We start from the raw sequence: 13,633 nt of genomic DNA, 5'->3' as shown, positions 1-13,633 counted from the left end.
TTGGGTTAAGCAAAGCCTCCACCCAACCTACAAGCCTTCAGCTTAAAAAAGGTTTAAAGGTAGGTAATAATTCCGAACGACTTAAAACAAGAGTTGGATAGGAAATATTACTGTAATCAACTTCTGGTTTTGCAGGGAAAGGCTGTGATTTTAGAGGTATCCATGTACCACCTGCTGCTTGAACGATAACCCATGCTGCTGCTATATCCCATATTTTGGGTGTGGCTTCAATACCACCTAGTACGGCGCCAGTCGCGACAGTAAGAAAATTATAGCTTGCTACTCCCAGCATCCTTATTTTACATGGGAAGTCTTTTTGAATTACAGAAGTACTGCGCGAACAAACGTTGAAAAAATGGTTGCCGCTTGGTGCATCGTTACTTGTATGTATAGGATGATTATTACGAAAGGCGCCTATAGGTGTATTTAATCCGGAATTACCTGAGTAATATCCATGATAAAATTCTCTCAATGTTGGAACGTAAACAAAACCGAAAATAGGTGTGCCTTGATACAGTAAACCTAGTGAAATTGACCAGAGTGGAAGACCGCGCGCGAAGTTTGTAGTACCATCAAGTGGGTCAATTACCCAGCACCACTCAGTATCAGGCAATACTTTATTACCTTCTTCAGTTAAAATACCGTAATCCTTAAAATTAGAAACTATAGCATCACGAATTGTTTGGTCTGCCCATTTATCAGCTTTGGTAACTAAACTTCCATCAGCTTTTTCGTCAGCTTGCACTTTTCCAAAATCTTGAAGAAGTTGATTACCAACTGTTTCACAGGTTGTTTGAGCAAATTCAAGAATTGTTGTCCAAAAATCTATCATTTTTTAAGGTTGGGAGGTAGGGTGCGTGACGCCATAACAATCGTAAAGTGAAACTAACGAACTAGTCGCGTCACGCACCTTACGAGGAGCGGAGGCGCGGAGTTAGAACTCCGCGCCTCATAAATGTTAATCCAATTCTTGTTCCAAAATTGAAGCCATTGCGTCTTTTGCGTTGCGCTGAAATTTACTGACTGGAAAACTATCGAAAATACCAGTAAGTAAGGTGCGTGACGCTACTAGTTCATTTGTTTTATCTTACGATTGTTATGGCGTCACGCACTTTTAATCTAATTCTTGTTCTAAAATTGCAGCCATTGTGTTTTTTGCATCACGTTGAAATTCACTAACGTTAACGCGCGCTAAAAACGATAGTGCTGCTATCATGCCAATTGATTGGACTGTAAAGACTAATGCGTATGGCAGTAACGGTGTACTGAAAATATTTTTACCAAGATTTAATACGGCGCCTCCTGATACTGTTGCTAGCGCGCGCGACATAGCTTGTGCTAAACCCCAGGCGCCTACAAATGTTCCTGCTGTTTCGGCGGCGGTTAGGTCTAACATTAAACTTAGGGCGCCTGTCGTCGTGATACCAGAAGCAAACCCAAATAATATTAAACAAAATTGTAGTAATTTTGGGTTAGCTGTTACTCCGGCGAAGATAAGTAGTATAAAGCAAATTGCAACGCCGATACATCCAAATTTTGTGGTAGTTTTTTTACCAATACGTGGCGCTATTAAAAGTCCGGTTAAGGCTAAACCAAACAGCGTCCCGGTTCCAAAAAATGCATTTAATTTTGTAGTTTCGGCAATTGTCATTTTAAATACTTCGCCCCCGTAAGGTTCCATCACCGCGTCTTGCATAAATAAACTGATGGTCATTACGAGTAAGAAGGTGAAAAATATTCCTGTTTGGCGACTGGCAGTTAAGATGCTGAATGCTTGACCTAGAGTAATTTTATCTTCTCGAACAGTTGGTGCAGAACGTTGAGAAAGACGCGAGTATTTTTTCTCAACACCGACTGTTGCAATAATACACAGCAGTAATGCAACTGCTGGTACTATTATAAATAAGCGGCTGACTTGGGTTTGAATGACTTCAACTGGTGCGTTTAGCTCGATTTGTTTTAGTAAGCTACCGCTAGTTATGGCGCCAATAATAATACCCACCATTAACATCGACCAAACAATACCGACTAGTTTGGAGCGGTTGTCTTCGTCAGAAATATCTACAAGTAGTGCTGTGAAAGGTGTAGAGCTAGCACTCAATGCAATTCCATATACAGCAAATATTAACCCTAGCAGTGCTACCCACATTGTAGTTTGACTTGTCCAGGCGCCTCCAGGTTGCAAACTGGCGCCGAGAAGCCAAACAACCTGCACAGCTAAAAATGCCGCAACCGCAAATAAAGCGGCGCCTAACCATATATAACCTGTACGATGATATCCTAAGAATGGCTTCGAGTCAGAAATTTGTCCAAACCATATGCGAACCGGAGCAACAAATTGATGCATCGCAATTGCCAGTGCTGTAATTAACGCTGGAACCTTTAGTTCATCAATCATGATGCGGTTAAGCACACCCAGCGTCAAAACTGACATTATCCCTAGAGCCATTTGAAAAAAGCCCAGCCGAAACATCGTTAAAGTATCGACTTTTGGGAGACTATGTGCATTGTAATCCGAACTTGATAAATTTCCGCTAGCCATTGTGCTTAGTTGTATATAGGGGCGAATAAAAGTTTTCTTATCTTGTTCTAGGATAAACGCCCCCAGCACAAGAGTGAAATCAGAAATAAACTTTTTCCATCAAGTTCTTATGCACTAACTATAATGTTCGTAGGTTGGGTCGAGGAACGTTAACGTAGTTTGCCTTTATGCGAGACCCAACAAAAATGACTGAGAAACTATAAATTTGCAACGGATACAACGGATGTAACGGATGAATTATTGGTTACAAACAAACAACAATGAATTTATATACAAAAACAGGTAGTAGATAGTAACGCTTAGAACTATCTACTACCCGTCAAGCAGAAGTAGGAGAACATTATTACCGGAATTTAGGGAGTCCTTGAAAGACCGAGGAAAGTATGGCAGATAAGGAGGACTACCCTATCTGCCACGGAAAGCTTTGAGGCAACAACTAGCTCAAAACGTTGATTACATAATCAATGTAAGAATTGGCTTCTACAGCTGGGTCTCCAGTTAGACCATGATTAGCTTTGATATGTTTCAGAGCTTCAATATACCAGCTAGGAGACAATTCAAAAGTTTTGTTGATTTCAGCTAAACCAGCAACCAGATAGTCATCAATTGGACCTGTACCACCTGCAACTAATGCATATGTAATAATCCGCAGATAGTAACCAATATCACGCACGCATTTTTGCTTACCACGTGCGTCTGATGCGTAGTTCGGACCTTGCAGTTGAGTCGTGTAAGGAAACTTCTGGTACACAGCGTTTGCAGCAGATTCAGCAAGACTTTGCGCTCTACTAGACAAACTTTTCACCGCTTCAAGTGAAGCTGCTGCTTGTCGAAATCGTCCGAAAGCGACTTGAAATTCAGTGCTGCTCAGAAAGCGACCTTGCGAATCTGCTGTTGCAATTGCTTCTGTTAAAGGGGTTTTAGACATGATTTGATAATCTCCCTGATTGTGTATGTGTACTAAGGTAAAAAGTTTAAGTTGTTTAATTCAGATTTATCCAACTGCTGATGCCGCGCGGTCAAAGTAACTAGCCACTTCAGAAAGTAAAGCGCTGCAATCACCACGAGTAATTCCATTTGGGTCACCTGCAATCGCAAGTGAAGCTTCTTTGAGCTTCTGAATTCCAACAGCTACTGATGCTCCGGGAGTTCCAAGCGCTAAATAAGTTTCTCGCAATCCATTCAGAGCGCGGTCATCTAACACGCTAGTATCACCTGCAAATATGGCGTAAGTCACATAACGCAAGATGATTTCTAAATCTCGTAAGCAAGCAGCTGCACGACGACTAGTATAAGCATTACCACCTGGAGCTATCAGTTGAGGTTGTTCTTCAAACAACGAGCGTGCAGCATTTGCAACAATCGACGAAGCATTGCTCGAAATCCGATTGACAACATCTACGCGCTTATTTCCATCTCTGACAAGATTCAGCAGAGCATCCAACTGCCCATTATTCAGGTATTCCCCACGTGTGTCTGCTTGGGCAACAACCTTAGTAAATGCATCTAGTACCATTGCTCTAATCTCCTTGCTTTATTCAATAACATCTTAGTTAATACGGCAATTACATCGATTTACCGTACTTTCTGACTGTTAGTATGCCACAGGTGTGTGCAAACGCAAAAGACTTTTTTTATTAACTTTTATTAAGAAATTTGTTTGTAAATGGTGTAAAGCAGTGAATAATCGCTCTCCAGCACTGTTTATAGCGAAATTATTGAGATTTTATGCACTTGCGTTTTGGAGAAACTCGTGACAAAGTAAATATCATAAAGTACTTAAAGTCTATCGATAAACAGTATTTTATTTGAGATTAAGGACATTGTATTTGGTCAGGGGCGAACCAGGGCAGTGTAATATTAAGGGTTTTTCAACAGGTTTTTGATAAGGGCGCCCATTGTCATCCTCATGTCATCAAATTTAGATTCAAGGAGAATCATCAATGGTTAGCCAGCATAGAACTATCGAATTATCTTTGGCAGAAAAGGCTGGATGGTTGAATGAAGGGGTATCTGGGTGCAGTGTAGCTTCATCGCTGGATATGCTTTCTTCTTCAGGAAAATTAGTACATGGTGTACCAGAAAATCTTGGTGGGTCGGGTGGGGCATTACTGAGTACAGTTGAAGAAATTGCCACTGTTTCAGAACAGTGTTTGACAAGCGGATTTGTATTTTGGTGCCAACGAACATTCATTGAATATTTAATATCAGGTTCCAATCATTGGTTAAATTCGCAGATACTGCCAAAAATTCTGCGGGCAGAATGCTCAGGCGCCACGGTAATAGAAGATTTTGTTGACGACTCACAAGTAAAAGCATCACTTTCTAGAGACACAGTAACTCTGGAAGGTTTCCTACCGTGGGTATCTAACCTGCAACCAAAAAACTTTTTTGTAGTAGTCAAGGCAAAAACGGATGATGGAAAAACATTGCTCGTCGTTGTTCCATCTAAAGCTAAAGAGATACAACGGGGAGATGATTTACAGTTATTAGGGTTGCAAGCATCATGGACAAGCACACTGCATTTAAATAAAGTAAATTTGTCTCGTCAATGGATAATCAGTGAAAATGCTGATGTATTACTGTCACAAATTCGTCCAAAATTAATACTTATGCAGAGTGCATTAGCACTTGGGATAACGCGACGGTCACTACAAGAAACGTTACAAAGCACAGACGGAAACAACGAAGAAGCATTAATTAATCGTCTTAGATATAACTTTTTCACACTAACTCAGTTAGAAGCTCAAATTTGGAAACTGGGTACTTTGTTAAACTTCAACCCATCAGAACGTGAGATATTAGAACTACGAATAGGTTTAACCAGACTAGCATTAGACGCTGTTTGGTTAGAGCTAGAAGCAAAAGGTACGAATGCTTATTTAAAACCTAGTGGCACTGCTCGACGACTGCGGGAAGTCTCATTTTTACCTGTAATGGCGCCAACTATCATGCAACTTGAACAAGAGCTTCAACAAACAGCTAATATTCTTCCAGGTTTCGGCGCCAGTGCATTTAAGCAAATGTAAAACTTTTGCTTTCGTGAAAAGTGCTAAGACTTTACCATTGTATAAAATGTCATTCTGAACGTAGCGAAAAATCTTGAAAGTCTTGATTATAAGATACTTCACTATGTTCAGCATGACATTATTTATACTTTTAAAACATTTTAATGCATAAAAACAGCTTTGGTAATAAGCTTTGTATGTTATTCATCAATTAAGCGTCCTTAATTATGATGACAATAGAAATTAAAAATTTATTTGATTAACTTAAGATTTATCAGTATTTATATGGTTACTCAAGTTTTGTAACGAAAATGACATGATTACTGTAAAGTTACAATGAGAACTGGTGCGTGACGCTACAGGTCTTGTAACTACGCTCTCCATCTTTGGTAGCGTTACGCACCCTACGTTCTTTATGTGCCAATTGCTGCCGTCTTAACTCTATTGGGTACTGGAATTACACTTACAATTATACCATATAACTACTCAATGTCGGTAAAAATATAGTAGATTAATAAATAATACAGGGTTCTTCTAAAAAAATTTCAGAAAAAAGAGTATATTAGTAACAAATTCTACAAATTACCTACCGATTTGTAGGTGATTATGAGAGTATAAGTAGGTTGTGAGCATTTAATTTTTACAAAGGAGTCCACGAGTAATGGGGATTAGAGTCGAAGGCGTAAACAAACAGTTTGGTAGTTTTGTTGCTCTGAATGATATAAATCTGGAAGTAAAGACTGGTTCACTAGTTGCTTTGTTGGGTCCTTCTGGTTCAGGGAAGTCCACCTTACTCCGTGCAATTGCGGGATTGGAACCACCTGACTCAGGTCATATTTATATTGCAGGTCAAGATGCAACCCATCAAACCGTACAACAGCGCAATATCGGTTTTATGTTCCAGCACTATGCTTTGTTTAAGCATTTGACTGTCAGAGAGAACATCGCGTTTGGACTAGATATTCGTAAAGTTAGTAAACAGCTAGCTACTAAACGAGCTGATGAGTTGTTGGAACTAGTACAGCTATCAGGTTTAGGAAACCGTTATCCATCACAACTGTCTGGAGGTCAAAGACAGCGAGTTGCATTAGCGCGCGCGATGGCCGTGCAACCCAAAGTGTTACTACTTGATGAACCTTTTGGTGCGTTGGATGCAAAAGTACGGAAAGACCTGCGAAATTGGTTACGTAATTTGATCGAGCAAGTTCAAATCACGACGGTGTTTGTTACCCATGACCAAGAAGAAGCGATGGAAGTTTCAGATGAAATTGTTGTGATGAACAAAGGTATAATCGAGCAATCTGGCTCACCTGCGGATGTTTACGATAATCCAGCAACTCCTTTTGTAATGAGCTTTATTGGACCAGTGAATGTTGTACCTATAAATTCGCACTTAGTAAGAAACTTTGGATTTGACAACGGAGCGCAGAATGCATTTGTACGACCTCATGATGTCATAATAGGAACAAATAAAATTGAAGGCAGCGTACCTGCTTTAGTCAGCCGCCTAATTCACTTAGGTTGGGAAATTATCGCAGAATTGACGTTTGATGATGGACATACTGTAACAGCAACAATTACGCGCGAACAGTATGACAAGTTGGATTTACAACAGCAGCAAAAGGTATTTGTTAAGCCTAAAGATGCAAAAGCTTTTCCTGTAGGATATGCAGCGTAGGGTGCGTGACACCACTAAAATTCTAAAACGAAGCGCAGTGATTTGTAGTGTCACGCACCTTTATCGCTTTCATTGCAATCTAAACCCGGGTTACATTTATTAGGAGCTTCCCTACTTCGCTGTTAATGCGGTTTACAGGGATGCTCCTATTTTTTACTTAGAACAAGTAAAAATACTCATCTGTCGGCGCCTACAAGCCAGAAAATATATGCCATACTTATAATTACTACGGTTTTTCGAGCAACATACCGTAGTTTTAAGATGGAGGCATTACAGTATGACCTACAACAATATTCTTGAAGCGATTGGTAGAACTCCGCTAATCAAGCTTAATAAAATTACCCAAGATATTTTATCTCCTGTTTATATCAAAGCAGAATTTCTTAATCCTGGTGGTAGTACAAAAGATAGAATTGCACTGGCAATGATTGAAGCAGCAGAAAGAGAAGGCACCTTAAAGCCTGGAGGTACTATTATTGAAGCAACTGCTGGTAATACAGGTGTTGGTCTAGCTTTGATTAGTGCAGTTAAAAAATATCGCTGTATTTTTGTACTGCCTGATAAGATGAGTCAAGAGAAAATCAACTTACTTAAAGCTTACGGCGCCGAAGTTGTGATTACCCCAACGAATGTACCTCCAGACTCACCAGAAAGTTATAATGGTGTAGCTGAAAGATTAGCAAAAGAAATACCAGGCGCCTTTCGTCCTAATCAATTTGAAAATGCAAATAATCCGTTAGCACATTATTTAACAACGGCACCAGAAATTTGGACATCAAGCCAAGGTAAGATAGATGTGTTTGTTGCAGGAATGGGAACTGGGGGAACTATATCTGGTGTAGCCAAGTATCTCAAAGAGCAAAATCCGAATATAGTAATTGTAGGCGCCGACCCTGAAGGCTCAATTTTATCAGGTGATTCACCCAAAGCTTATAAAGTAGAAGGTATCGGTGAGGATTTTATTCCCAAAACCTTCAACCGTCAGTTAGTTGATGAAATGGTTCGCGTTAGCGATAAAGAATCATTTAACACAGCAAGAAGATTAGCGAGAGAAGAAGGTTTATTAGTTGGAGGTTCCTGCGGTACAGCAGTAGCAGCAGCATTAAAATACGCAGCAAGACTGACAGAACCGAAGTACATCGTCGTTTTGTTACCAGATACAGGTAGAAATTACATAAACAAAATTTATTCTGATGTTTGGATGCAAGAAAACGGTTTCTGGGAAGGAAAAACAGTTAAATCAATTAAAGTTGGTGAAATTTTATTACAAAAAGATTTTCCATCGCTTATTTCTGTAAGTCCTTATGACACTTTAAGCCAAGCAACTAATTTATTACAAAAGCTTAATATCTCCCAAATACCAGTTATAGACAATCACAAAGTGGTAGGAAACTTGAATGAAGCAGCTTTAATGAAGTTACTACACGAAGGAATTAATTTTACAAATCAGGAAGTATTGGCAGTCATGGGTAAACCATTGCCAATATTAGACCAAAATATAGATATTTCTGAAGCTTATCGTTTATTACTCTCAGGAACAACAGGTATTATTATAGAGCGAGACGAGGCGCCTGTTGGACTTATTACCAGAGCAGATTTAATCAAATATTGGATTAGTCAAAATTAGCATATCATAGGGTAAAGCAATGCATTTTGAAACAAGAGCAATTCATGACGGACAAGAACCGGATTCACAAACAGGTGCAGTAAACGTACCTATATATTTAACTTCAACATATCAACAAGAAGCAATTGGTAAGCACAAAGGATATGAATACTCTCGCACGGGGAACCCAACACGTACAGCTTTAGAACAAGCGCTTGCTTCGATAGAATCTGGTAAATTTGGTTTAGCGTTTGCTTCAGGGTTAGCTGCTACTACTACCGTACTTAGTTTACTCAAAAATGGCGACCACATCGTCGCAGTTGATGACTTATATGGCGGTACATATAGATTACTGGAAAAAGTCGTTAGAAACTGGGGTGTGACGACCACCTATGTAGATATTAATGTAGAAGATGTTAACTCTAGTTTTCAAAATGCAATTCAACCTAATACAAAATTAATTTGGATTGAAACACCCACAAATCCATTGTTAAAAATTCTTGATATTGCATCTCTAGCTGAAATCGCGCGTCAAAATAATCTTATCTTCGTAGTTGATAATACCTTTGCTAGTCCTTATTTCCAAAGACCTTTGGAATTAGGCGCCGATATTGTAGTTCACAGCACAACTAAATATTTAGGAGGACATAGCGATGTTATTGGTGGTGCTGTTATCACCTCGAACGAAGAAATATATAACCAACTAAAATTTTATCAAAATGCTATCGGCGCCGTTCCTAGTCCTTTTGATAGTTATTTAGTACTACGAGGAATTAAAACTCTAGGAGTGCGAATGCGTGAACATGAAGCAAATGCTTTGTATCTAGCCAATTTTTTACAAGACAATCCCCAAATCGAACGGATTTACTATCCAGGTTTACCAAGTCATCAACAACACCAACTTGCAAAAACTCAAATGTCTGGTTTTGGAGGCATGATAAGCTTAGAATTAAAAGGTGGTTTTGCAACGGTTGAAAAATTTGTCTCGCGCATCAAATTATTCTTACTCGCAGAAAGTTTAGGCGGCGTCGAATCTTTAGTATGCTACCCCGTTAAAATGACTCATGGCGCCATTCCAGAAGCCGAACGTTTGAAACGGGGAATAAAAGATAACTTGGTACGTTTATCTGTAGGTATCGAACATAAACTTGATTTACAAGCAGATTTAGAAAAAGCCTTAATTTAGTGCTGAGTAGAAAGTGCTGAGTGCTGAGTAATAAGTTATGAATTACTCACTTCTAACTTTACTCAGCACTCAGCACTCTTTAAACGATTCTCCCATTAGTATGGGATGAAATAATTGTAAATAGATAGCCATCAGGTCCACTGATAATAAACCAACTGTGGACTTGATCTTTTTCAATTGGAGAAGGAAACAGATTAGTACTAATGCAAGCGTTTCTGACCGCCACAATATTATCTACCATCAAATCAAATGGGGCCTTTGTGCCAGCAGTCATAATATATCTCTTTGTTTGCTTCAATATCAAGTGAGTTCCACCTCTCAGTTCTAATATCGCAATATCTTCCGATTGATGAATATACCGCAGACCTAACTTTCTGAAAAAATCTATAGCTGTTGAAACATCGCTTACCAATAGTTGGACATGACCAATTGCCACTGTCGGACGGGTAAAGTGCGAATTAGGTGTAATAGCTTCTTGTAACTGCATAATTTATTATATCCAAAGTATGAAGAGTAAGATAAAATAAGGGGAATCACGTCCTGTATTTACTTAAATAGTAAATACAAGACGTGAGGTCAGAAGGGAGACTTGTCAGAAATTGCAGTGAGTCTTAAGACCGAGGTAAGTCACTTTCTAGCTTGTAATTAATCTTATAATACGATAACAAGGTAGGGAAACCGTAGTTTTATGTGTTTTTAAGTTTAAAGCTAGCAATTTTAAGCACTTCAGATAGTAAATATGTGGTCTTGTTTTGAATTTATAACTGCTCTGATTTCTCCTCAAAGTCAAGCTCAGATAGGTTTTTAAGTTGGATGCTACAGAATTACTACCTAAAGCTGACTATGTAAGATTTTGTAAAATACGTTATTCCGATAATTTAACTGGGGATTAATTCTTCCCGCACATTGAATGCATATATCTAAATATCGATAGACAAAGTGTATTTTAAGTCTTGTGTCTGGCGCTATGTTATGCGATGCTAGAATTAACTACAGTAAGTCTATCGATTTAATGTAATTAAGGAAATTATTTACAAGGAGTGAACAAGATGACAGTAGCAAATCAAAGCACAGCAACATCGTTAGCGATTAATATCAATACACAAGGTACAAAGGTATTGTCACAGTTGAAATTGCAGCTAACAGCGTTAGTGCAGCGAATACAGTGGCACCTTCATGCTTACGGGATAGTTTTCAAAGTGATGCTGTTGACTATAGGGAGTTTAATTTTTTTGTATGTTCATTGGGTGAGTCGCAATATACTATCTGTTGTAAAGAGTGAGAAGGCCAGTAACTAGAGTGATTGAAGTGAGTAACAAGAATTTTAAGAATCTGAAGGTAGTTTCCTATCTGGCGCCTAATTGGTTTGGTTTTTATCAAGCGGTTGTGGTTTATCTAAGTCGAGTATTGGGTGTTGAGACTCAACTTCACCAAGGTGAGTATGACCCTTTGGAAGACCCTCTATTATTGCAAGACCAACTCGACTTAGCATTTATTTGTGGTTTACCTTTGATTCGACGTTGGCAACTGGTGCCACAATTAAAACCGTTGGTGGCGCCAGTAATGATTTCTGCGCGTTATCAAAACCGTCCAATCTACTACTCAGATGTGATTGTTAATGCCCGTAGTCATGTAATCAAATTTGAGGATTTGGGAGGTAAAATCTTTTGTTATAATGACCTTGGCTCGAACAGTGGGTATAATTTACTACGGTATAGATTGATTCAAAGCGGATATTTGGAAAATTTTTTTAGTAAGACAATACAATCAGGTTCACACCAAAATTCGATTCGTTGGGTAGTTGATGGCATTGCTGACTGTGCTGCTATAGATAGTGTGGTATTAGAACAAGAACAACATAATTTTCTAGAATTATTAAAGCAACTGCGTGTTATAGAGGCACTCGGACCATCTCCGGCGCCTCCTTTTGCTTATTCACAACATTTAAATAAATCTTTGGTTGAGCAAATACGGTCAGCACTACTTCATCCAGATACAGAATTACAAGCAGCAATGGAGAAATATGGTGTCAAGTATTTTGCAGCAGTCGAATTAGAAGATTATCAAATACTCGGACAAATGTATCAAGCGACATAATAATTACGTGATTTTTTATTAGGTGTATACCGCGTTTCTATATTTCGCACACGGTATATCGAATCACGATAAACATGCTCGAATAATGCTCGTTGAACATGACTTCCACCAATTTCATGTAGACGAGGTAACACTGGTTTAAGGTTAATAAACGCATTTAAATACTCACCGTTGGCATAAGCAACTAATCCTCTAGCTGTTGGTATCGCAACTTCTAACCACTGGCGCCTCTGGCAAGGTGTTAATGACATAGCATGTTCGTGCATACTCAAACGCATCTCGTTCGCCCAATCTGTATATCCTGCTCTTGATAAAGCATAGATATAATGCAAGTCTTGAAAAGGTAATGCGTGTTCGTGCAGACGAGGTAAAAGATAAACAGCTAAGGACTGCCAATATTGACTTACGTCTACTCCGCGTAGTTCTAATCGTAATAAGAGTGATATTGCTCCTACTTGGTCTTTGGGTGAATCTTTTCGCGCGCAACCCCAAATATGAGTATCGTATAACTCTAGTACTTTTCGGTTATCACCACGCTCAATATAATAAAGTGCAATATGCCACCAATTATGGGTATATAGCATTGAGTTACAACTAGCCCAGGTATCAGCCAGACTCTCCATCCAAGCAATTCCTTCATCTATTCTTGCTTGAGTTTCCATCACATGAGCAACTGCGTGATGTGCCCAAGGGTCATAACGATTATAATAAGTCGCCATTTTACCCATTGCTTCCGCTTGCTCTAGCTGATGACACTGTTCCAGACCAAACGCTACCATTCCATACAAGAAATGATTGTCTTCATTCTGAGGTAAGACTTTTTGAGCTATATTTAATAATTTTTCTTTACCACCCAAGTAGAAGTAGTGATACTGTCCCTGCTGAACTGACACCAAGTCGCGCGGGTATTTTTCTGTAATTGTTTCGTGTAATGCAATTGCAATATCAATTTTTTTATTTGCCCAAGCCGAAATTGCCTGTATATAAAGCTTTTCTCGTTCGGTTATTTTGGTTGAATACTTGGTAGCTATTCGCAAATGAGAAATAGCTTGTTTTTTTGCTTGCTCATTCTCTTGTGAAAGAAAATGGGCAGCTGCATAAGCGTGAAGTATCGCGCAGGTTGGGTCTGCTGTAATTCCTTGCTCAATTACATTCAGAGCTTCTTTACCATAACTAAGAGCTTGATAAGTAAAACTATCAACTGCACTAACAGCTTCATGTGAATCGCTTGAAATCTCAAGTCCTTGAGCATCTTTTAACATTTCTATTCCCTGATAACTAAATTTCCAATAACTTACACCAAGCCAAAAACCTAATCGCATAATGTACTGTAAATCGACCGACTTACAGTACATTACTTTTATGAGTATGTCACAGATAATCCAAAAATTGCAACTATTGGTTGCGGGCGGTAAGATTAAGTTTATCTGTATAAGTTAATACTAATAAATAAAATTGATTAAAAGAACAAACAAAAACATTTGATTTTATGAAATAGAGCTTATATCGTATAATC

At 38.8% G+C, this 13,633-nt stretch carries 12 protein-coding genes; 6 read left to right on the top strand and 6 right to left on the bottom strand.

Annotated elements, in window-relative coordinates; translation table 11 throughout:
- Positions 1-37: 37 nt before the first annotated feature.
- From AC2JBO_RS00970 to cpcB, 4 genes are all read right to left on the bottom strand, one after another.
- Positions 38-832, bottom strand: coding sequence for an inositol monophosphatase family protein (locus AC2JBO_RS00970; protein ID WP_496951745.1), 795 nt, complete (start codon positions 830-832; stop codon positions 38-40).
- Between the two features lie 282 nt (positions 833-1,114).
- Positions 1,115-2,542, bottom strand: coding sequence for a BCD family MFS transporter (locus AC2JBO_RS00965; RefSeq protein ID WP_496951744.1), 1,428 nt, complete (start codon positions 2,540-2,542; stop codon positions 1,115-1,117).
- Between the two features lie 436 nt (positions 2,543-2,978).
- A complete protein-coding gene (gene cpcA, locus AC2JBO_RS00960; protein WP_496951743.1) occupies positions 2,979-3,470 on the bottom strand; it encodes a C-phycocyanin subunit alpha in 492 nt (163 codons plus the stop codon).
- Positions 3,471-3,536: 66 nt separating this feature from the next.
- Positions 3,537-4,058: a C-phycocyanin subunit beta gene (gene cpcB / locus AC2JBO_RS00955; protein WP_496951742.1), complete on the bottom strand. Its 522-nt coding sequence runs from the start codon at positions 4,056-4,058 to the stop codon at positions 3,537-3,539.
- Positions 4,059-4,485: 427 nt separating this feature from the next.
- On the opposite strand from cpcB, the gene AC2JBO_RS00950 reads away from it, so the two are divergent.
- From AC2JBO_RS00950 to AC2JBO_RS00935, 4 genes are all read left to right on the top strand, one after another.
- Entirely contained in the window at positions 4,486-5,571 is a 1,086-nt protein-coding gene (locus AC2JBO_RS00950; RefSeq protein ID WP_496951741.1) for an acyl-CoA dehydrogenase family protein, read from the top strand.
- A gap of 640 nt (positions 5,572-6,211) precedes the next feature.
- Complete coding sequence (locus AC2JBO_RS00945) at positions 6,212-7,228, top strand: sulfate/molybdate ABC transporter ATP-binding protein (RefSeq protein WP_496951740.1); 1,017 nt, start codon at positions 6,212-6,214, stop codon at positions 7,226-7,228.
- A gap of 277 nt (positions 7,229-7,505) precedes the next feature.
- Positions 7,506-8,855: a cystathionine beta-synthase gene (locus tag AC2JBO_RS00940; RefSeq protein WP_496951739.1), complete on the top strand. Its 1,350-nt coding sequence runs from the start codon at positions 7,506-7,508 to the stop codon at positions 8,853-8,855.
- 19 nt (positions 8,856-8,874) lie between these two features.
- On the top strand, positions 8,875-10,020 hold the full coding sequence (locus AC2JBO_RS00935) for a cystathionine gamma-synthase (protein ID WP_496951738.1): 1,146 nt from the start codon (positions 8,875-8,877) through the stop codon (positions 10,018-10,020).
- Between the two features lie 79 nt (positions 10,021-10,099).
- Here the strand turns inward: AC2JBO_RS00935 and AC2JBO_RS00930 are convergent, their stop codons facing one another.
- Positions 10,100-10,507 (bottom strand): VOC family protein, encoded by a 408-nt coding sequence (locus tag AC2JBO_RS00930; protein WP_496951737.1) that lies wholly within the window; start codon positions 10,505-10,507, stop codon positions 10,100-10,102.
- A gap of 562 nt (positions 10,508-11,069) precedes the next feature.
- Between AC2JBO_RS00930 and AC2JBO_RS00925 the strand changes: the two genes are divergently transcribed.
- Complete coding sequence (locus AC2JBO_RS00925) at positions 11,070-11,318, top strand: hypothetical protein (protein WP_496951736.1); 249 nt, start codon at positions 11,070-11,072, stop codon at positions 11,316-11,318.
- 10 nt (positions 11,319-11,328) lie between these two features.
- The gene (locus AC2JBO_RS00920) at positions 11,329-12,117 is read left to right on the top strand and encodes a phosphate/phosphite/phosphonate ABC transporter substrate-binding protein (protein WP_496951735.1); all 789 of its coding nucleotides are present in this window, start codon (positions 11,329-11,331) and stop codon (positions 12,115-12,117) included.
- On the opposite strand, the gene AC2JBO_RS00915 is transcribed toward AC2JBO_RS00920, so the two are convergent.
- Positions 12,105-13,379, bottom strand: a complete 1,275-nt coding sequence (locus tag AC2JBO_RS00915) for a tetratricopeptide repeat protein (protein WP_496951803.1) — start codon at positions 13,377-13,379, stop codon at positions 12,105-12,107. The two genes, AC2JBO_RS00920 and AC2JBO_RS00915, sit on opposite strands and share 13 nt — an antisense overlap.
- Positions 13,380-13,633: the final 254 nt, after the last annotated feature.

This window comes from Calothrix sp. CBUCES-K 9914 (genome assembly GCF_059640475.1).
Note: the sequence above shows the minus strand (reverse complement) of the source record. Positions and strands in the feature narration are given on the sequence as shown.